The sequence below is a fragment of the Mastigocoleus testarum BC008 genome, assembly GCF_001456025.1.
GTDB lineage: Bacteria > Cyanobacteriota > Cyanobacteriia > Cyanobacteriales > Nostocaceae > Mastigocoleus > Mastigocoleus testarum.
Genome location: NZ_LMTZ01000118.1, coordinates 229,042 through 248,175, shown reverse-complemented (window position 1 = coordinate 248,175; position 19,134 = coordinate 229,042). Strand labels below are relative to the sequence as shown.

The following is a 19,134-nucleotide window of genomic DNA, read 5'->3' as shown; positions in this document are numbered from 1 at the left end:
TCAAAATCAACTCTCAAAAACCAGTTAGGTAAATCAACAGACCGCCCCACTTTGAGATGGATATTTCAATGCTTTCAATCAATCCATGTTGTTAGCTTTAACAATCAAAAACAAGTCTCTAATTGGAGCCAAGATAGAAATTTTATTCTAAAATTATTACCTAAAGATTGTCATCATTACTATAGCTTAGTTACATAATTTTAAGGGATACACTATTAATTAATAATTATTTTTACTTTTTTGAACTATTCTCGTATCTTCGTTAATAGTTCTAAATCGTCATATCTAATTTTATTTTTCAAATATCTTTGCATCAGGTTTATTAGTGAAAAACATAAAATAGCATAGAGATTTATCTATCAAAATCAACCAAAAATATTTTTGATTCTTATTGCCACTTATTGAGAATAGATTTGATGTAGTCTTATCAAGACATTTATAAGCTTGAAGAAATTTTTAGTGGTAAAAAGTACTTTTTTACTCTTTTATTATTGATTTATTTAAGTAATTACCGATTGTGACAGTTAGAGTGCGGAAGATGGGTAAAAACGAATTAAAGAAATTAAACAGAGTGACTATAGTAGTGAAGACACGAATTTAGACAACAAAGATTTAGCTTTCACTTGGGATGAAGCTGAAACAATAATGAGTTTTCTAAAAAACCATGATGGTAAGTTTAAGCATTGGTATCACTTCACTGCTTTTAGGTTTCTAACTGGATGCCGAATAGGTGAAGCTTGCGGGCTATGGTGGGGTGATGTTAAGTGGGATAACGAATGCATAGTTTTTAGAAGGACTTATAACGGGCGTATAAAAAAATTTAAACCTACTAAAAATGAAACTGAGCGACTATTTCCCATGCCTAAAAACGGTAGGCTATGGAACCTGCTTAAAGAATTAAAACAAGGAAATGGTAATGAATGTGTATTTTTAAGTTCTACTGGACGTAAAATTAATGACGACATAGCCGGGAGATACTGGAATAACAAATTTTATAAATCCAAGGGTATTACTTATGCACACTCTGGCTTTGTTCGCATACTGCTAGAACAAGGAAAAATCAGCAAGTACTTGCCTCCCTACAACACGCGTCATACTTTTGTATCTCACCAAATATATGATTTAGGGCGTGATAGAGATATTGTTAATAGTTGGTGTGAACATGGTGAAGAAGTTTCAAGAAAGCACTACCGTGATACTGGGCGAATAGCTAAGGGAATTAATCCTGAGCTGCCAGCAAGCAATCAAACTACATTATCTGAAATAGAGCAATTAAAGAATGAGAATAAAGAATTAAAAGAACAAATAAAGCAATTAATGGATAAATTAGATAAGTTAATCAAGTAATTGATTCATTAATTGAATAAGAAATAATGGGGGTTAACTCCCCCTCTTTTACTGGCTGTGGATTAGGAAAATCAGGTATTACTTAAAATTAATTATATTATTTATTACTACTAATTATTAGACTTAATAAATACTATTATTTATTATTTATATTATTTTTTTATTATTTTTATATTTATATATATTTAATTTAAAATATAAAGCACCTAAGTTCTTAAGTTCTACGTTTGAAAAACCTAGCTGCCTATCTAAATAAAGCTTGTTTAAACATTTTTACTTGTAACTTAAATGCAAGTAAATGCCTGATTAGATACATGACCTTACCCAATAACTTTAAAACCATAGATAAGCATAATTAATGAGACTTAAGCTAGCTTAGTTGTCATAAAAACGACTACAAACCTTGTTATGTAATGCATGCAAGGCAAATCGTAGACAGTTATGCTAGCTTTCATCTCATTGTCCGTTGTTATGTGTGTTTGCTGTGTCTCGCTATATGTTGAAAATAATTGAAAAAATAATTGAATAAATAATTGAATTATTTTTACTATATAGAAAAGGAAGGCTGTTAGACCTTCCTGGAGTTCCTACTTGCTCTTGATTAAGGGGGGATTTATGGATTCGTATCGAGGTTATCTTGCTCTATTTTAACAAGCCTATCCTGTATGTCATTCATCGAAAGAATTGATGCTTTTGCTTCTACATTATCGTCAGGTATTTTATCTAATGCTTCTGCAATATTTTTTATTGCTTCAGTAATCGTTAACATCGTTTTAATTAATTCTGTAAATTTCATTGAAGTATCTCTTCTAATTAGCATCTCGCATTCTTTTAATCTATTAACTCTTCGTTTTAAAAATACTGTTTTTTTTCGTTCTGTTTGAACGCACTGATTAACATAAAAAACAGCGAACATTTCTACTATTTGAAGTACTAAGACTCCAGTCTCTAGATGAGTCATACGATATGCTTGGCTTCTATTTTTCCATCATCCTTGAATTCAAGTTCAATTGTCTGCTCTTTGCCTAACAAAACATCTTTAGCTTGGTGTTGTTGGGCATAAAAAGCATCTAATCCACCGGCTACAACATAACCAGCTTCTATGCAAGTTTCGCTAAATTCTTCTACAAAATTCTCAATAAAACCTTTGACAAATTTATTTTCAATAGAATCAACTCCTTTCTTAAACTTTTCAGCAAATATAAAAGGTCGTCGTCTAATTTCTAATTGTGTTCTTAGGTCAACTAACTTAAGACCCTTGTCTAATTGGTTGTTAACGTAATCTAACTCTGTTCCGCGAATTAACGCCCTAGCATCTCTATATATTGATAAGAATGCAGCAGTCATATAGCTTTGGAAGGTAGAGGTAGCAAGTCCAGCTATTGAGCCACTTAATTCCTCAAAAGCTTCTAAGCCTACCCTACTTAATAAATGGGCTCCCAAGGGTTCATTAAATACAAATATTAAAGATGATGGGAGTACACCACAAACTAACCACCCCATACTTTGCCCAGTAACAGAACCTAAATTGTTAACCATGCTTTGGTACTGGGCAATAACATTATTGTTAATTTGCTCGTCACTTATATTCCAATCAAAGTTCCATAAAAATTGGAATGCATTAACTACCCCACTCCATAAAGCAGTAAAACTAAATTTCAATCCACTAGCTATTATTCTGAATGCCTCGCCTAAAACATTGCTAGTGAATTTAAGAAAAGAACTGAAGAACCGAGTTAATACATTGCCGTCCTTATCTTTAGTGTCATCATTTCCTGTAAAGCTAAATTTTCTAATTCCATTATCAGCGGCTTTTTTACGTATAGTTCTACTTACTAATTTGCTAGCTAATATTTTAATCGCCATTTCCGTTATCTGTTAGTTTTTTGATGTATTCTTCTATCTCTTTAGTACCATCCCTTTCCACATCTTCAAGGTTTTTCTTAATTTGCAATGCCCTAAATATATTGTCCTGAATTTCTTGCTTGGCAATTGATGGATTTTCAATACGGCGATAAAATGCACCACGGATAACAGCGCCTGCAAATAACAATTCTGTTAGCGTTTTTTGTAAGTTAGTTTTATCATCGTATTCAGTAACAAGTACTTCCACATACTTTTCTTGAAGCATCAAACTAAAGTCTTGAGCGCCTGGCGTAAATGTCATTGGCATCTCAATTACTTTATCTTTTGTCTTAAATGCTAGGTAATCAACAATCGACTCAAGTAAATAGTTGTTTTTTGTTGCTACCTGCTTAGAACTCCCAGACTCAACTAATGCTTTAGTTGCCATTGCAAGAATGACGTCTTGGTTAACTGAGTTATTAAGTACCAATGAAAATATCTCAGCTATTGCCTCAGCAATATTAGGTAATTTAATTGATAATTTTTGGTCGCCATCTTTAAGCAAATCAGCATCTTCTATTTCTATTGGTATTTCAAATTCACCAATTAATTCATCCATCCTTTCTGCGAACCAAGCAATTAAACTACCTAAATTTTCTATTTGCTTAGTACCTGATTCCTTGCCATCTTGTTTTAACAAAGATTCTGGAACCGTTGCAGGGAATTCATCGCTACCAATACGCTTGTTAGCTTTTTTGACTTCCTTATAGATTTTTTTCAAAAGGTAAGAATTATCAGGACAACACTTTCTCATATATGGATACGGTGGCTCCTTTAGTGGATTTTCAAATATGCAGACATCTTCATAACAAACATATGATTTCCATTTCTCAACACGATGTAAAGTCGGATGGTCAACAGTATACTTGTATTCTCTGTACTGAACTCCAAAAACGTTGTAACCTACTTCACCAGGCTTTACTTTCACTAATCCTTTCGGTGTTTCATATTCATCATAATTAGGGAAACCTCCATCACCATTCCAATTGCTTAAGTACTGAGTATCCGAGCGTGGTGTATAGTCAGGATTTATCTCTACATAACTAGGCTTACGTAGCATGTCTTCATAATGGGAGTCAGGATTATCACTAATCCTTGCGCTATCACCCGGCAGGTCGTACCATTCCGACTCCTTAATATTCAAAAAATCATATCCATCTTCTGGGTACTTATGAACGCCTTGCTCATTAAAGTTCAAAAACTTTATTCCGTAATCATCTACTTTAAATGATTCAGGCTCAAAGTAGTACAAGTAATAATCAATGGTGTAATGAATGTCCCAACCAATAAAATATGTGTAATCATTATGAGTTTCGTACCTCTTCTCAATCATGTCGATCGAGATTTGTTGAGACATGTACTGGAACCATATGGGTGGTTTATCCCATTCAACCTCTACTTCAAGTTTGTAGTGAATGATATCTATAGGGCACCATATATATATAGCGTGTTCGCCGTCGGGCGGTGGTTCTGGTTGTTCTGGCTCCTCAGTGTATTCAATTGGTTCAAAAGTTTTTTTCTGGATTCTGCAAACAGGGTTACGGTAAACAATTTGAACTGGAGCTAATTTAACAAACGCAAGAGCGCCATTAACTTGAATTCCTATATTGCATTCGTCCTGGACTATTTCAGTGCTTAATTCTAGTGGTGAATTAGTAATAGGGTTACCACAGAAAGGACTATCAGGATAACGGTTGCAATCCATCGGGTCAGCTGGTGTGGTAGGTGTCATATAGAATGGAGTACCTGAAATAGGCGTCAATCCATCTTGGACCTCTGAAGGCTCTTCCTCTGGAGGCATATAGTCTAACTCTGGAAACCTAAAACGCCTTTTTGGTTTTTTTACTCGTCGTCTCCGTACCATCTTTTAAGCCTTACAAATAATATGTTTTTTGGTGCATTAGTTAATGCTTGATATTTTGCAAGCATTGTTTCTCTATCTATTTTTCCGTGTAATTTATAAGGCATAGAAAAATCATTTATATCATTTTCAAATATAGGTAACTCTTTGTATGGATTACGCATAAGAAAGACTTCCAAGCTATCAATAACTCGGAAGCTTAACATACTTGGAGGATGCTTTACTTTTTAAATTCTGTCACATTAATCGTCGCTAAGCCAGACGGGCCTCTTGCTTTTAAAACCCCAGTGTAAGCAAAGTCATCAAAATAGGTTCCCAGTGGAGGTATTTCAGTAATAGTTCTGTAAGTGCCATTCCCGGCATCATGGACTAGAACCACGCTTCTTTCTGTCTCTGTGTTGTAGATAATGAAGCCTACTCTTTCCGTATCGCTTCCAAGTATGACTGATGGTGTAGTCGTTACGTTGTATCCAGTATTTACATAAGTCCTTGAAGATTGATTAGAATCAGGTATTTCTACATTTACGCTAGCAGGGCTAAATAATCCCATAATTAAATACTCTCTAAAATGTTTAGTTTAGAAGTTCCGTTTTTACAAATTGCAGATATATTACCTCTCCAGTTTACATTGCTTGTACTGTATTCATAATGTCCGCCAGGCACAATTTTAATTGCTGAATTAACATCAACATCTTCACCAAATTTTATATAACAATCATTAAAACCTTGATTACTAATTAGTACATATTTTCTAAAGTTATTACTACTTAAAATAATAAAGCTATTCGTAGTAACATTAACACTTGTCTCTATATTATTTGTGATTACATTACCGCTTCCAGCCCATTCATTTTCGTACACTATTTCTTGCACATAACTTCCATGAATAGTTAGTTCATCATCTCCCTCTAATAACCCATATCCAACATCGATTAGTTTAATACCTAGTCTTCCGTTCTCGCCGAATTCATAAGTTAAATTATCAGTCAAATAATCCATGGCATTGTATATCCTATAAGGATAGCCGCTAGGATTAAGTAAACTTATTTCGGCAATTACAATCCAACCATTAATGCCGTCATTACTTAAAAGTTGTATTTGTTTACGTGGTGATTTCCATTCAACATCAAGTGTTTTGTAGAGTTTTTCTGTTTCACTGTCATCAAACTCTATATTTGGTAACTGTATTTCTGGTAATGATTTGATGCTAGAAAATATTTTTAAGTTTTTTAAAAACAGATTAGCTGATAGTATTCCCGAATTGATTCCCGATAATCCATCTAAGTTATTTCCAAGCACAGGGATAATATTAGATGATGAACTTGAATTTATTTTGAAAGCAAAATTTCGAGAGCGATTGTAGGTGTTGCTAGTCATCTTGTCTATATAGTAAAAAAAATTCAAAAAATAATTCAAAAAATAATTGAATTATTTTTGACATATACAAAAACGGAGCCAGGTATCACCTTAGCTCCTTATTTTTACAAAGACAAGAAACTGTAAATTAGATTAAATCTATGGATTGCCATCTCCATTACCATCACCAGAGCCAGATGGTACATCTACTAAATACTCAATGGCCTTTTCATAAGGCATACCATCATCAGTAAGCCCTAATTCAAATTGAAAGTTAAAGTTAGCCGAGAAAGTACTGGTATCAGTATTTGTAGTGGAAGTAATCCGATTCTCATTGTTAGGATTGCTCTCTACGTCTTTCTCCATTCTTTGTGCATAAATAATCAATTGATGCAAGTGTTGCATAATCGATGGCGCTTGAATGTCACCATTACCGCTAGAAAAGCCTAAGTAATCTGGCAGGTAGTCTTGAGCAGTTACAAATATTTCACCTGTACCGCTGATTACTTCTTCGACAGGCAAATTACATGTAGCAGAAAAGATTCTGCTATTAGCATTAAAGCCAATAGAAGTATTACTTATATTTTCCTCTTGTTCCAACAGAAATAGACGGGTCAAACACTCCATTATTTGACCTTCAACAGTATTCTCTTTAAGCGTTCCACCAGAAGAAAGTAAAGTAGCCATTACGCGTTTTTAATTAATACTTTTTAGTGCTTAACTCCATTGTAATTTTTATATTTCAAATATCATTAAATTGCCTTAAATTTATGCTTATCCCTAGGGTTTCAGTTACGATTAAAAGAAAACAAAAAATTAATTAATGAAGTTATAATCATAACAAGAAATCACTACTTTTAATTATGGCTAGAAATTATCGTTCGCGTGACCCCGTTTATGTCGTTACCAGTTCAGGTACAGGTAACTTTAATTATGGTTTTAATACTGGTTTAAAAACAGATAAAAGAAGTAATTTTGGGCAAACTGCTATTGATTTTAACAGTGTACCCGACAAGACTGCTTTTGGAGTTAACTCCCCCAAGCCGGCGAGAGCATCCAAAAAAGAAACAAGCGGCTACGAGTCTAGCTGGTGTTCAGACGATAAAATTGCAAGCTTAAAGGCATCTGGATACAAAGTTATCCCGGGAAGGCGTAGATTTGGGGGCAACTCTGCTTTATCGCAAACTCTCTACGTAACGATTCAAGGCATTAAATATGCTTGGATATCTCCATTGCTTCCTAGCTTTGTACCTGCAACTGATTTAGCAGAGTTAGGAGTAAAACAAGCTTCGGCAGGTGACAAAGATTTAATCTTTGGTGCTTCACAACCTAAGCCATCAAGATTTAAAAAAGATTTTACCCAGGGTGAAACATCTGGCTCATTCAGTATTTTTATTGATCCAGCGCAAGAAGATAATGCAATTGCAAAGGGCTGGACCCGTGCCAAAGGCTTAATTTTGCTGTAAATCGCTACCCATTACCTGACATGAATGAACTATTACTTCCAGGCGAACCTGGTTTCCAAGAGACTTTAGTTAATGCGATGCACTTGTTTAAGCCTAGGCATAATACAGCTTTCATTGCCAGACCTGGAAGTAATGGTTTAATGATTCCTGTTTCGGGTGCTGAATTGCGGGAATATTTGTTAGGCGGTGAATACGATGAAAGAATGGACGAATTAGAAAATGAAGTAGATGAATGATGCATTTGGTAATTGGACAGATTTAGGAACAATTAATCCTTTGTTTTCAAAATGGACTGAAAGCACTAACCATTTAGTTATTGACAGTGGAAACAAAGCAATAATAATAAGACATACTTTTAACATTAATAATGCCAACAAAGTAAATAGTAGATTGATTAGCAAGATAAAGGTTAGGGCAGAGGATAAGTTCTACACAGTACGCGCTCAATTTATTTACCCTTTGGACGTTGTTGTAATTGCTTCATTTCCTGTGTATTCAAGAGACAATGCAAGCACTCTTTTCAATGTAACTACAGAAGTTAAAAAATATAGTTACGGCAGTCATAGGTTTGCTATTCAAGACGATAATTACTCGGTTAAGCTGGAAGCGTTAGCAGTTCCAATTTAAATTAAGTAATTATTGTTATTTTTATGAGCGAAAAAATTAGGGTTACAGGAAATAACCTTACTTTAAGACCATTAATTGCTGAAGTTATAGCGCTACGTAAATTAATAGAACATCGTGATGTTGGCGATATTGTGGCCCAACCAATCGTTGATTATGTAAGGGCGTCTCCTCACACTATTCGATTAACGATTACTTTTTTTAGTACAAAAGAACCACCGTTTTACACTTCACCAGCAGGAAAGCGAGTTACTTACAATATTCCAGACGTAGCTAGAAACAAACTTAATTGGACAACTATTAAAAATGCTGCAGGTGGCGCAAATGGTTACAACTGGGGTCGCTTTCGTGCAACAGCTAATTTAGACAATGGTCGTCAAATGGCTGTTTATGGTGGCTCAGAGAACGAAGCCGAACAAAGGCTTAAATCATTATTAACATTGTCAACTGCAAAAATATTAACGCTTAGCGTATTAGAAGAAAAGAAAGAAGGTATTAGGCAGAAAGATAAAATTCTCTACAAGGAAGTCACTAGAATTTACCCCGCTTATTGCAGCGTATTATCTAGTCAAAAAATAGTTGATGAATCCAATCGCGAGTTAAACGAATACGGGTCTAGAAAAGTCGGAACTGTTACCGGTGCATTTAAACGAACAAAGTCACAAAAGATTCCTTTATGGGTCAACCAAGAACCTGCTGATTTTACTCAAATAATTAGCGAGTCTTTAAGGAATAGGGGTGTTAACACTCAATAAAAAGGTCGTCATTCGTATATATACGTAAAAATGCAGCTGACTGCTTACTAATAAATTTTATCTCCGAGAAAGTGATTAAGAAAAACTAATAACAATTGACTGTATTTTTTTTTACATCACTATAGAAATCGTTCGGAACTCCTACTTTTTATTGCTCTGATGAATGACATTTATAAAGAACTGGTTGAAACCTACAAAAAGTTAGGTACCTTAAGTTTTGCGTTAGCAGAAGATGCAGATAATTTAAGGATTACAAAACATGGTTTTGCTAGAGGCGAAAGAATGATAGTTTCATTTGAAGTTTTACTTAATGCACACAATAGACTTGTGCAAGGTAAGCATTATGAGGCTGCTGTGTTGCTACAAAAACTAAAAGATGATTTAACTAAGGTCTCTAGGGCTGAGGCTATATATAAAAAATAATTCAATTATTTTTTGAATTATTTTTTGAATTATTTTCAACACATAGAGAAGGGATGCCAGAACGAATACACTGGACAGAAACAATCGGCAACAAATACGTTACCTCTCTGCATCCTTCAATGCTTACTCCAAAAGGGTATATCAAAAAATGTACTACCCCAATGATAGGAAGTCTTAAGCAAAGGGTACCCGTAGAAGTGACATATGACAGAGCGTACGTAAAACTAAAAATACGTAAAGCTGTAATACAAGGGCTTACCCCAATTACTAAAGATGAACTCTTAAAGCTAATCAGCGAATGTTGGGATGAGGAATATGCGGAAAGAGAATAAAAAATCTTTCTGGATTGACCCAGCTACAAGTAGAACTTACCCCAACAAAAAAGACATTCCAGCATACTTGCTTGCTAGTGGTCGCCTACAACATTGGGATTCAGTGCTAGAGTTTAAAACTTTTCAGTTTCTTGAAGTGTGGTTTCCCAAAGTTGAAATAAGACGTCAGAAAGAAATCCAGATTTATCCTAAGAATAAAGCGTTTCCTAAGATATCCTGGAAAATTGATTTCTGTCTCGAGTTTCCAATACCTATATATATAGAAGTCAAAGGTCAATGGTTGCTCAAAGATGCAGAAAAAGAAATATTCTGGCGTACCCTCAGAGGAGTGCAAGATAAGCACCCTCAAATATTTAACCGGCTATTGTTTACTTCAGACAAAGGTGATTGGAAGATACCACATACTAATCTTTCAGTAGTGCCACTCAATAACTTAAGAACTCATCTAGACAGCATAGTTGCAATAGACTAAATGATTAATATAGTGGAGATTCAGATTTGTAACAGTCATAAAGAAATGGCTGAAGCAATGCTTAAGTACTGCGAAAGCGCTCCGTCAGGCTTAATTGCTCGACATTTTTTGAGGTTCAATATTGAAAAGAAAATCATTGAGGTATTGCCCTATAGTTTCCCTACTGCAAGCATTCCTGAAAGGATAGTTCAGGAAATGGTGGGAGGTGAGCCGATTTACTACCAAGTTAAAGACATTGGTAGACTTGCAGTTCTTAAGGGCGGCTCTTTAGCTGCAAAGCTAGAAATGGATACCCCTTGGTATTCCTACGGTTCAAACATTTTTCTTACTACAGGAATTGTTGGTAAGACTGTACAGGAAAAAGCTATTAGAGGCTTTAGCTTCATTGAAGCTAACCAAGTGCTACTTGAGTTTGAGGCTAGCTCTCATTTTAGAGCAATCGAATTTAACCCACTTTGCTTATTTTGATTAGGAGTAAAATTATGTCAGGCCGCGTATCTTTACAAGACAAGCTAGAGCAACGTAAGACAGGGAAAGAGTTCAGCAAATACGCCTTCATGGATGAATGGTATTACTGTGAAGTAACATCATCAGGGAAGTTTAAAATTATTAAATCTGATGGAGCTGTATCGCAAGTCTTGTCAGAACGTTATTCTGATAAAGCAAGAAAGGAACCTGAGTTCATCAAAGTAAATGCATCAGGTGTTTATATTGTTCATGACAAAATGACGCCTGAGGAAATTGACAAAAAAACTTTTTGCATGCATCGCAAAGATAAGATGCCATTCCCATTTTTTATTGTTGCAATGGCTCCAGACTTGAAAATGAAAGATGCATGCGAGTTACCTTTGACTACCTTGTTAAGCACAATTAACAGCCTCAAAGTACAGAAAGGTAAAAACGTCGAAATTCACATTGTTTAATTTTTTTTTAATAAGAGTGAGTACATCCTCACTCTTATGTGTTGTTATTCATCCAATCAAAAACGATGCCTGCATATTTAAGTGATACAAAAGCTTCTGAGAAATTTAGCTATATTTCATTGTCCGACTTCCCCTCAATTAAATTTGGGGTTAATTTTCAAGAATTATGCACTAAGCAAGATGATGATTTTTACTATGTATTTGGGTATGCTAAAAGTGCTACAGGCGTAATAAAAGTAGGCAGCAGTAAAGATTGGAAATTTGAGCCACAAGAAATTTACTTCAAGGTAGCTAAAAAGAATTACGAAAAAACTGATTGGAAGACTAAAGAGAAAAAAGTAATAGAGCAATCTAGAGTAGAAAAACTATTATGCAAAAATCTTGCAACACTTGATGAAAGCAAGGTATATCAAGGTCAAATCGATGTGTTTGACACCAACCAAATAGATTTAATCTTACTTGGTAAGCAAGCTGATGGAACAGACATTCCTGAAGTTGTACTCAATTCCTTAAATACTGGTTTTTGGATGGTTACACCTTGTGAATCTCCAGAAAAAATCAACCCACCTGAAATAACTTTACCCAAAAGCTATGGAAGTAAGAGCTACGGAAGTAAGGGACAAAGTGAACTAGAGAAATTAAATGATAGAACTAAATTTGCAAAGCAATGTTTATCTGAAGCATTCCCAGATAAAAAGATTGAGAATGTAAGTGACTTAGCTGATGTTTTAAGTGAAGCTGCTATTGCAGAAAAATCTAGTGTAGTTTGGTCGGTTGTTTGCAAAATTATGGGGAGTGATTAATGACAGAAAGTACTGCTACTTCTCATTACCTGGATCCAAAAGAATTTTATGCAACTTACCTTCAAAGCTGGACTGATTATTGGGAGAAAGACAAATCAATTTATGCGAATGTAGCTAGTATTCTAGAGCAATCTGTGTGGTTGCCACAGAAGAAAATACTTATTCCTGTTGCATCTATATATATGCTACTCCCTAGTAAATGGTCGATGATTACGCCTATATTGTTCGCTTGGGGTGATAAAGGTAGCGGTAAATCAACTCTTTCAATGCTCGCTAACTACCTTCATGGTTTTAGTCAAACATTCTCACCTACAGATACTTTTGCAAGTATTCGCAATGCCTTGGACGCCATGAGGTGGATGGATGGAGCTACAAAAGACATGGAAAAAGATGGCGCATTACTTGCTTGGGATAACATTCATGCTGAAACATTAAGACGTGACCCACGCATTTATCAGTTACTACTATTTGGGTACAACCGCAATACAGACAGAATTAGCATTGCTAATAGTCATGGGGAAAATAAAAACTATCATGTGTTCTGTCCCAAAATAATTAGTTCAGTTGAGCCACTGCATATCAATCAAGAATTTTCTGAACTCCATAGAAGATTGCTATTAATTCCTCATAAACCTTTCGATAAGTTTTCCCATGACGAATTAAAGGAATATGACGGACTTGATTTAAACCTAGACAAAATTGACTTGCAATCCATTAGTTGGGATGGTATCGATGAAAAATTTCACATTTTTTGGAACACTAAAGAAAATGTTCAGAATTATGTTTTCTGGAGAAACTTACTTACCCGCAAAGGCAAAAAACCCTTCAAGGTTCCTAAAAATATCAAGGGTGAAAGATGGACAATCATGATTGACTTGCTTTGCACTGGTTTAACCGTTGGTGCATTCAAGGAAGTTCAAGAGTCAATTGACTTTTTTGCTCAGTACTGGGAATACATTGATAAACATTTCCTAAGCGAATCTAGTGCTACTTTGGGTCACTTAAAATTATTCATTGAAGAAGAAGCAGGAATAATTCTTAAAGCAAATAAAGCAGCGATTAAAGCAGGTAGTCAAACAATCAAAGCAATAATCCAGCCTCAAAAATTGAGGGAAAGATTGAACTTTCTACAGCAAACTGGACAATTAGATATTAGTCCTAAAACTAAAGATATTAATTCGTTGATGTGGGAACTAGGATGGAAACTAACAACAGAGGGATGGGTAGAAAGATAGAAGTAAATTGGATTCTATCTTATGAACAGGCTGAATTACTTTGCAGATATTTAGAGTTATGCTCAATGCATAAATTTGATGGCTTTAATGAAGATAGTTGCAAAATGATAATCGCGTTAAAGCAACTACTAGAATCATTGCTAAACAGTGAAGCAAAAAATCTAACAACCGAAGTAATTAATGAAGATGACTTACCATTCTGATTTATATATTGCTCATATTACTCAAAATAGTATTGAGTACTTAAAACGTGATAAATGGTTGCAATTAGATGACTTAAAGCAATTGGTTGGCAAACAGAATGAGCGTCCATATATTGAGTGTGTTTATCGTCGATTCATTAATCCAGTAGTTACAGCAGTGATTGATGATTGTGGTGCTGTTTCACAATTACCTTGGATAGCGACATTACCTTGGAATACTCACATTTATGGTGATTTTGTTTTGTGTGGCTTTGATAGAACTCCAGATGGGGACATGGACTTATGTTCCATGCCTAAAGAGGCATTAAACGATTCTGTAGCACAAATTAAGCTAGTAGCTTAAAAGTCAAGTCATAGCTTAGTTTCAAGGGAAGTCTTAGGGCTTCCCTTTGTTATATGTAGAAAATAATTGAAAAAATAATTGAATAAATAATTGAATTATTTTTACTATATAGAGATAACAGCAAAATACAGGTAGGTGAATTCAATTTTTCGTAACATCCTGACAGTTAGGAAATGAAATATAGAGAACCAAAAATCTTGAGTGTTGGGTACAATGGATAAGAATTAACTTAGCCACTGAGTATCTACTGAGTAATTTACTCAGTAGTGCTTTATACGACATTTTCAGCTTATTTAAACTAATTCCAAGCTTAAATAGTAATGACTGAGTATTTAGATAGGAGTGAAGCTCGAAAGTGCTGAAAAAACGTAATTATTTACATGTCTCATGGCAGGCGGTTTTCTCGCTGATAATATTTATTTTTATGTACCTCCCCATTGGGGTATTAGCTTTCTACAGTTTTAACCAGTCTGCTTACAGTGCTAAGTGGGAAGGCTTTACCTTGAAATGGTACCGTTACTTATTTCAGGATGAAAGTATTTTATTGGCGCTGAAAAATAGTTTAATTGTTGCTTGTACTGCGGTTGGTATTGCAGCTATTTTTGGTACTTTAATGGCTGTGGGTTTAGCGCGTTATCGTTTTCCTGGTAGATCCCTTTATCGGGGTATTTCTTACCTACCTTTGATTATTCCCGATATTGCGATCGCTGTAGCGACTTTAGTTTTTCTCGCAGCTTTTGCAATTACTCCTAGTTTATGGACAATAATCGCTGCTCATTTGGTCTTTTGTCTCGCTTACGTTGCTCTTGTCGTTTCTTCCAGACTCAATAATATCGATCCCCATTTGGAAGAAGCTGCATTGGATTTGGGTGCGACCCCAGTACAAGCATTCATGAAAGTGTTATTACCCCAATTGATGCCAGGTATTATTGCAGGTTGTTTGCTGGCTTTTGTGTTAAGTTTGGACGATTTTATTATTGCCAGTTTTACTGCTGGGGGTGGTTCCAATACTTTACCAATGGAAATCTTTAGTCGAATCAGAATGGGCGTAAAGCCCGATGTTAATGCATTAAGCGTAATATTAATTGTAGTTTCTGCGATCGCTGCACTTATTGCTGAATTAATTCGTAGTACAGGGGAAGTGAGGAGTAATGAGTAATGAGTAATAAGTAATAAGTAATAAGTAATAAGTAATGAGTATGAATCTTTGCTCAATACCCAGTCTCTAATCCCCAGTCGCCAGTCGCCAATCACCATATGCCGCTTGCGGCGTGCGGCACGCAGTGCTTATGGCTAACGCCACGCTTCCGCTAACGCCAATCCCCTAATCCCCAGTCCCCAACAAAGGCATAAACTCTAAGTACCCAGCAGTATTACGGATAACTTTAACTAAATGGATATCTTGCTGTTTGGTATCGCCCCCTATCGGCTGTGCGGAACGTTCGCCATTTGCATTAAAAGTTATTTTGCCGGTGGTTCCAATACTATTAAAATCTGGGTTTGCGGTAACCCTGGCTACATCTTCACTTATTGCTGAAATTGGTAGTTTTTTTAATGCAGCAATTAAAGTATTAGTTGCATCGTATGATGTTGCTGTACGCCAGCTAACTTTTCCTCGCCACATCTTTTCTGAACTGACAGAAAACCCATCATTGGGATTGATACTATGATGCCAAGGAATTGCTACGACTAAGCCCAATGCATTCTGTCTGACCACTCTCAGAGTGTTGGAATGGTAAAGACCATCTCCACCAACAATCAAAATTTTCTTTTCTGCTGCTGTAATAACTTGAAGGGCTTTATTAGAAACCAAACCATCACTATTAGGAAATAATACAATTGCATCAGCATTGTTCCGCTTAGCTCGAGCAATTACGTAATCCGCATGCCAATGGGGATCGGATAAATTAAACTCTTCAACTACTTCTCCTCCTCCATTATTAAATTCAATATTAAATACGTTTCGTAAAGATTTACTATAGTTACTATTTTTATTGTAAAAGACAGCTGCTTTTTGCTTATCAGCTTGATTTATTAGATAACTAGCTAAAGTTTTAGCAGTTATGCTATCGCTGCTAACTATTCGACGGAAGAAGCAATTTTTCAGTTCAATATTTAAACACTTTTTTGATAAATCTTCTGAGGTTGCTGTTGCCGAAATTAGTAGTAGTTTATTCTGTTGATAAATATCAATAGCTTTTACTGTTGTGTCACTAGTAAAATGACCAATAACAGCTAAAATGTCACGTTTTTGCACTAGATAATTAGCAATTTTTCTAGCTATTCGAGGACGATTATTATCGCTAGCAATTAGAACTTTAAGACCAATTTTTTGTTTGTTATATTTCTGATTGAACTCATTTTGAGCTTGAGCTACTCCTCGCAGAATTTCTAAACTTGAATTAATACTATCTTGGTTATTACTAATAGGTGCAACCACAGCAATGGTGTATGCTTTAATTTTTTGTGCTTTAACCCGAGCATTATTCAAATAAATTAAAGTTTCTGGATCGCGTTGTTTATTCAATGAAAGTTGTAGTAAACGAGAACCATTGACATAATCACCCTTTGCAAATGCTACGACACCTTGTTTTTTTTCTTTATTCCAAAAATTACTGATTAAGATTTCTTCCCCACAACTTATTTCATCACCAATGGGAAAGTTTCTATAAGAAATCTTTGAACAACCATTTACTCCATTTAAATACCAATTACCAGTAGATATTCCAATTCCTAATAATAAAAATATGGCTATTACTTTATAAGGGATAAGATGTAAAATTAATTTTTTATTCAGGTGTCTTAAAAGAACTTTAGTATCTTTAGGTCGACGACGCCAATCGATTTCGATGGTTGCGTCTAATAAATTCTGGAAATTATACCAACGAAGTTTATCAATTGCACCCTCTTCATTTTTAGGTGGTAATAAAACTTTATTTCGCCAAGTTAATTTACCATTTTTATCGATGGGAATATCTAAAGGATGAAGTCTAGTTAATAAATGTACAAAAGTCCGTCCTAAAGCAAAAATATCCGATTGTGCAACGGTTTCTCCATAATGAATTTGTTCTTGGGGAGCATATCCTGGAGAACCTATTTGGGTACCATTTCTAATGTCGTCATGTTGTAAATAAGTTTGTGCTAAGTCCCTTACCGCACCAAAATCAATTAGCACTAACTGACCATCAGGTCTTAGCATAATATTTGCTGGCTTAATATCCCGATGGAAATATCCCCGCTCATGAACCAGGTCTAAAATTTCTACTAGTTGCTTGAATGACTTGTAGATTTCCTCAAATGGAAGTGGCTTTTCTCCTTGACGATCTAACCATTCTTGTAAATTTAAACCATCAACTTTTTCCATCACCAAGCAATACAGTGGTTCTGGATAATTAGAAAACTTTAATTCAAAATATCCATTTTCGTGTATTTTTGGTATTCCTGGATGATTTAGAAATTGCAATACATTCGCTTCTCTTTTAAATAGGTCAACAACCTTCTGTCTTACTTTTTCAGTAAATGGAGATAAGTTTAAAACCTTCAATACATAATGAGAATTTTCATATTCGACCTCAAAGGTTCGACTAAATCCTCCTTTTCCTAAACGTTTAGTTATACGATAGCGCTGATTCAAAAGCAGACTAGACCCGCAATTACGACAAAATTTTCTGTCAGCGTTCATCGGGTCATTAGGATGGGAACAATTAGGATTTAGGCAACAACTCATAAGACATATATTAGCCTAACACTATCATAAGATTTTTGACTGTTAGTAGAATCACTAATTAAGTACATACACTTAATACATTATTGATATTTACACTTTTAAGTACGTGGGCTACAAATAATACAGTTCGCACAATAGATTTTCCTAGAAAATAATTTTTTGTGCTAAATTAAGATTTTATTGATTTTTCTTAATATTTGAGATAGTATTTACTCACAATTAAAGAAAAATCAAAAATTCTAAAAATATAGTGTGTGTGCACACTGTTCTCAATAATGTTTTTACTCTTTATTGATTAAAATTATATGTAATATTCCAAGCAAATACAAAATAGTAGGACTTGCAATTGTTGCAAAGCAAGGATTTCAATTTATTGAGCAGATATATACCAATTAGACTGTTCATATCAATGCGACACTCTATTTGATATTAGATTTGGTAATTTGCATCATTTTTTTAAATTGTAAAGATAAGTAAACAATCTTGAAATAATTTATTTTGTTCCCAATGTCTGCAATCCAAGTTACCGTTAAGTTATTTGCTGCTTACCAAGAAGCATACGGAGTACCAGAAATGGTGCTAGAGATTCCCAAAGATACGCCAGTGGGGGATGTGCGCGATCGCTTAATATCCGGACATCCCGAACTGAGTAAATGGCGTGAAGTAACGAGGTTTGGTGTTAATTTTAATTTTGTTGAGCCTGATACATTACTGCAGGATGGAGATGAGGTTGTCTTAATTCCTCCTGTCAGTGGCGGATAATTCTTGCATTGAAATTTATTTTTATATTCAGTGTGTCTTGTTGGATAATTTAATATTCTACTGACACGATGTAATATTTACAACATTAAACAGTTGTTTGTTAGCTGTTGAAAAAGTTTTTTGTGTTTATAATTGTTTTCCCTATTATTTTCTTAAACACTAATATTACTTGAGAATCACTGATTGATATCAAGTCCGCTTAATTAGTTACTATATAACCCTATTGAAAAGACCGCGATTATTACCTAATAACCCTTTTACTGTACACAATACCTAGAGCTTTTATGGCGACGGCAGATCCAAAGGTAACGTAGTTATAGCCTCTAGCTGCGCTACCTTGCGGTTAAGCCTTACGGCAGAGTCTATGACTACGTCACCTTACGGATCCCTCTTGCTGCGCTAACGTCGTCAGACGCGTACATTCGTCTTTATACGCGTCCAAACCGTTACACCGTTACGCCGCCTACGCGCTTCTACGCGCCCCCCTGTTCGCTGTAAACGCGTCCAAGATGCACCTGCGGTGAACACTAACATTACTTATTACTTATTACTTATTACTTATTACTTATTACTTATTACTTATTACTTCGCTCCCAC

23 protein-coding genes and 1 pseudogene are annotated in these 19,134 nt (G+C 35.0%); 16 read left to right on the top strand and 8 right to left on the bottom strand.

Translation table 11 applies throughout. The features are described 5' to 3' along the window. Window positions 1-198, top strand: a pseudogene (locus BC008_RS51685) (IS1634 family transposase); the annotation flags it as partial. 354 nt (window positions 199-552) lie between these two features. Further along, window positions 553-1,347, top strand: coding sequence for a tyrosine-type recombinase/integrase (locus BC008_RS30660; protein WP_082650698.1), 795 nt, complete (start codon window positions 553-555; stop codon window positions 1,345-1,347). Window positions 1,348-1,960: 613 nt separating this feature from the next. On the opposite strand, the gene BC008_RS30655 is transcribed toward BC008_RS30660, so the two are convergent. The 7 genes from BC008_RS30655 to BC008_RS30625 all read right to left on the bottom strand — a co-directional run bounded on the left by BC008_RS30655 (window position 1,961) and on the right by BC008_RS30625 (window position 7,156). Next, complete coding sequence (locus BC008_RS30655; protein WP_027844063.1) at window positions 1,961-2,308, bottom strand: hypothetical protein; 348 nt, start codon at window positions 2,306-2,308, stop codon at window positions 1,961-1,963. Further along, window positions 2,305-3,213 carry a hypothetical protein gene (locus BC008_RS30650; RefSeq protein WP_027844064.1) on the bottom strand — a complete coding sequence of 303 codons (909 nt, stop codon included), beginning with the start codon at window positions 3,211-3,213 and terminating at the stop codon, window positions 2,305-2,307. Before BC008_RS30650 ends, BC008_RS30655 begins: the two co-directional genes overlap by 4 nt. Continuing rightward, window positions 3,203-5,116 carry a hypothetical protein gene (locus BC008_RS30645; RefSeq protein WP_153009692.1) on the bottom strand — a complete coding sequence of 638 codons (1,914 nt, stop codon included), beginning with the start codon at window positions 5,114-5,116 and terminating at the stop codon, window positions 3,203-3,205. The genes BC008_RS30650 and BC008_RS30645 overlap by 11 nt, the downstream gene beginning before the upstream one ends. Further along, window positions 5,095-5,277: a hypothetical protein gene (locus BC008_RS30640; protein ID WP_153009691.1), complete on the bottom strand. Its 183-nt coding sequence runs from the start codon at window positions 5,275-5,277 to the stop codon at window positions 5,095-5,097. The genes BC008_RS30645 and BC008_RS30640 overlap by 22 nt, the downstream gene beginning before the upstream one ends. Window positions 5,278-5,333: 56 nt before the next feature. Beyond that, window positions 5,334-5,663, bottom strand: a complete 330-nt coding sequence (locus BC008_RS30635; RefSeq protein ID WP_036265962.1) for a hypothetical protein — start codon at window positions 5,661-5,663, stop codon at window positions 5,334-5,336. Between the two features lie 2 nt (window positions 5,664-5,665). Further along, the gene (locus BC008_RS30630; RefSeq protein ID WP_058184163.1) at window positions 5,666-6,490 is read right to left on the bottom strand and encodes a hypothetical protein; all 825 of its coding nucleotides are present in this window, start codon (window positions 6,488-6,490) and stop codon (window positions 5,666-5,668) included. Window positions 6,491-6,628: 138 nt separating this feature from the next. Beyond that, the gene (locus BC008_RS30625) at window positions 6,629-7,156 is read right to left on the bottom strand and encodes a hypothetical protein (protein WP_027844067.1); all 528 of its coding nucleotides are present in this window, start codon (window positions 7,154-7,156) and stop codon (window positions 6,629-6,631) included. Window positions 7,157-7,332: 176 nt separating this feature from the next. Here BC008_RS30625 and BC008_RS30620 point away from each other — a divergent pair, with 176 nt between their 5' ends. The 13 genes from BC008_RS30620 (at window position 7,333) to BC008_RS30555 (ending at window position 15,207) form a co-directional block, all read left to right on the top strand. Then, a complete protein-coding gene (locus BC008_RS30620; RefSeq protein ID WP_027844068.1) occupies window positions 7,333-7,935 on the top strand; it encodes a hypothetical protein in 603 nt (200 codons plus the stop codon). Between the two features lie 20 nt (window positions 7,936-7,955). Then, window positions 7,956-8,171, top strand: a complete 216-nt coding sequence (locus tag BC008_RS30615; protein WP_036265966.1) for a hypothetical protein — start codon at window positions 7,956-7,958, stop codon at window positions 8,169-8,171. Then, on the top strand, window positions 8,164-8,562 hold the full coding sequence (locus BC008_RS30610) for a hypothetical protein (protein ID WP_027844069.1): 399 nt from the start codon (window positions 8,164-8,166) through the stop codon (window positions 8,560-8,562). The genes BC008_RS30615 and BC008_RS30610 overlap by 8 nt, the downstream gene beginning before the upstream one ends. Before the next feature lie 23 nt (window positions 8,563-8,585). Beyond that, window positions 8,586-9,314: a hypothetical protein gene (locus BC008_RS30605; RefSeq protein WP_027844070.1), complete on the top strand. Its 729-nt coding sequence runs from the start codon at window positions 8,586-8,588 to the stop codon at window positions 9,312-9,314. 159 nt (window positions 9,315-9,473) lie between these two features. Beyond that, a complete protein-coding gene (locus BC008_RS30600) occupies window positions 9,474-9,737 on the top strand; it encodes a hypothetical protein (RefSeq protein ID WP_027844071.1) in 264 nt (87 codons plus the stop codon). Between the two features lie 53 nt (window positions 9,738-9,790). Continuing rightward, the gene (locus tag BC008_RS49815) at window positions 9,791-10,069 is read left to right on the top strand and encodes a hypothetical protein (RefSeq protein WP_058184162.1); all 279 of its coding nucleotides are present in this window, start codon (window positions 9,791-9,793) and stop codon (window positions 10,067-10,069) included. Then, window positions 10,053-10,541 carry a hypothetical protein gene (locus BC008_RS30590; protein WP_027844073.1) on the top strand — a complete coding sequence of 163 codons (489 nt, stop codon included), beginning with the start codon at window positions 10,053-10,055 and terminating at the stop codon, window positions 10,539-10,541. Before BC008_RS49815 ends, BC008_RS30590 begins: the two co-directional genes overlap by 17 nt. Then, window positions 10,542-11,009 carry a hypothetical protein gene (locus BC008_RS30585; RefSeq protein ID WP_027844074.1) on the top strand — a complete coding sequence of 156 codons (468 nt, stop codon included), beginning with the start codon at window positions 10,542-10,544 and terminating at the stop codon, window positions 11,007-11,009. Between the two features lie 14 nt (window positions 11,010-11,023). Next, window positions 11,024-11,464 (top strand): hypothetical protein, encoded by a 441-nt coding sequence (locus tag BC008_RS30580; protein ID WP_027844075.1) that lies wholly within the window; start codon window positions 11,024-11,026, stop codon window positions 11,462-11,464. A gap of 65 nt (window positions 11,465-11,529) precedes the next feature. Then, on the top strand, window positions 11,530-12,267 hold the full coding sequence (locus BC008_RS30575) for a hypothetical protein (protein ID WP_027844076.1): 738 nt from the start codon (window positions 11,530-11,532) through the stop codon (window positions 12,265-12,267). After that, entirely contained in the window at window positions 12,267-13,502 is a 1,236-nt protein-coding gene (locus tag BC008_RS30570) for a hypothetical protein (protein ID WP_027844077.1), read from the top strand. Before BC008_RS30575 ends, BC008_RS30570 begins: the two co-directional genes overlap by 1 nt. A gap of 186 nt (window positions 13,503-13,688) precedes the next feature. After that, complete coding sequence (locus tag BC008_RS30560) at window positions 13,689-14,048, top strand: hypothetical protein (RefSeq protein ID WP_058184161.1); 360 nt, start codon at window positions 13,689-13,691, stop codon at window positions 14,046-14,048. A gap of 424 nt (window positions 14,049-14,472) precedes the next feature. Continuing rightward, entirely contained in the window at window positions 14,473-15,207 is a 735-nt protein-coding gene (locus tag BC008_RS30555; RefSeq protein WP_027844080.1) for an ABC transporter permease, read from the top strand. A gap of 165 nt (window positions 15,208-15,372) precedes the next feature. Here the strand turns inward: BC008_RS30555 and BC008_RS30550 are convergent, their stop codons facing one another. Further along, window positions 15,373-17,775 carry a bifunctional serine/threonine-protein kinase/ABC transporter substrate-binding protein gene (locus BC008_RS30550; RefSeq protein WP_082650670.1) on the bottom strand — a complete coding sequence of 801 codons (2,403 nt, stop codon included), beginning with the start codon at window positions 17,773-17,775 and terminating at the stop codon, window positions 15,373-15,375. A gap of 507 nt (window positions 17,776-18,282) precedes the next feature. Here BC008_RS30550 and BC008_RS30545 point away from each other — a divergent pair. Next, the gene (locus BC008_RS30545) at window positions 18,283-18,537 is read left to right on the top strand and encodes a MoaD/ThiS family protein (RefSeq protein ID WP_027844081.1); all 255 of its coding nucleotides are present in this window, start codon (window positions 18,283-18,285) and stop codon (window positions 18,535-18,537) included. Window positions 18,538-19,134: the final 597 nt, after the last annotated feature.

Bases quoted from the DNA above. Each gene is read 5' to 3' on its own strand.
- BC008_RS30635 (WP_036265962.1), bottom strand. From the start codon at position 5,663: ATGGGATTATTTAGCCCTGCTAGCGTAAATGTAGAAATACCTGATTCT.
- BC008_RS30560 (WP_058184161.1), top strand. From the start codon at position 13,689: ATGACTTACCATTCTGATTTATATATTGCTCATATTACTCAAAATAGT.
- BC008_RS30585 (WP_027844074.1), top strand. From the start codon at position 10,542: ATGATTAATATAGTGGAGATTCAGATTTGTAACAGTCATAAAGAAATG.
- BC008_RS30610 (WP_027844069.1), top strand. From the start codon at position 8,164: ATGAATGATGCATTTGGTAATTGGACAGATTTAGGAACAATTAATCCT.
- BC008_RS30555 (WP_027844080.1), top strand. From the start codon at position 14,473: ATGTACCTCCCCATTGGGGTATTAGCTTTCTACAGTTTTAACCAGTCT.
- BC008_RS30615 (WP_036265966.1), top strand. From the start codon at position 7,956: ATGAATGAACTATTACTTCCAGGCGAACCTGGTTTCCAAGAGACTTTA.
- BC008_RS49815 (WP_058184162.1), top strand. From the start codon at position 9,791: ATGCCAGAACGAATACACTGGACAGAAACAATCGGCAACAAATACGTT.
- BC008_RS30580 (WP_027844075.1), top strand. From the start codon at position 11,024: ATGTCAGGCCGCGTATCTTTACAAGACAAGCTAGAGCAACGTAAGACA.
- BC008_RS30650 (WP_027844064.1), bottom strand. From the start codon at position 3,213: ATGGCGATTAAAATATTAGCTAGCAAATTAGTAAGTAGAACTATACGT.
- BC008_RS30600 (WP_027844071.1), top strand. From the start codon at position 9,474: ATGAATGACATTTATAAAGAACTGGTTGAAACCTACAAAAAGTTAGGT.
- BC008_RS30545 (WP_027844081.1), top strand. From the start codon at position 18,283: ATGTCTGCAATCCAAGTTACCGTTAAGTTATTTGCTGCTTACCAAGAA.
- BC008_RS30640 (WP_153009691.1), bottom strand. From the start codon at position 5,277: ATGCGTAATCCATACAAAGAGTTACCTATATTTGAAAATGATATAAAT.
- BC008_RS30570 (WP_027844077.1), top strand. From the start codon at position 12,267: ATGACAGAAAGTACTGCTACTTCTCATTACCTGGATCCAAAAGAATTT.
- BC008_RS30630 (WP_058184163.1), bottom strand. From the start codon at position 6,490: ATGACTAGCAACACCTACAATCGCTCTCGAAATTTTGCTTTCAAAATA.
- BC008_RS30620 (WP_027844068.1), top strand. From the start codon at position 7,333: ATGGCTAGAAATTATCGTTCGCGTGACCCCGTTTATGTCGTTACCAGT.
- BC008_RS30625 (WP_027844067.1), bottom strand. From the start codon at position 7,156: ATGGCTACTTTACTTTCTTCTGGTGGAACGCTTAAAGAGAATACTGTT.
- BC008_RS30575 (WP_027844076.1), top strand. From the start codon at position 11,530: ATGCCTGCATATTTAAGTGATACAAAAGCTTCTGAGAAATTTAGCTAT.
- BC008_RS30605 (WP_027844070.1), top strand. From the start codon at position 8,586: ATGAGCGAAAAAATTAGGGTTACAGGAAATAACCTTACTTTAAGACCA.
- BC008_RS30645 (WP_153009692.1), bottom strand. From the start codon at position 5,116: ATGGTACGGAGACGACGAGTAAAAAAACCAAAAAGGCGTTTTAGGTTT.
- BC008_RS30590 (WP_027844073.1), top strand. From the start codon at position 10,053: ATGCGGAAAGAGAATAAAAAATCTTTCTGGATTGACCCAGCTACAAGT.
- BC008_RS30550 (WP_082650670.1), bottom strand. From the start codon at position 17,775: ATGAGTTGTTGCCTAAATCCTAATTGTTCCCATCCTAATGACCCGATG.
- BC008_RS30655 (WP_027844063.1), bottom strand. From the start codon at position 2,308: ATGACTCATCTAGAGACTGGAGTCTTAGTACTTCAAATAGTAGAAATG.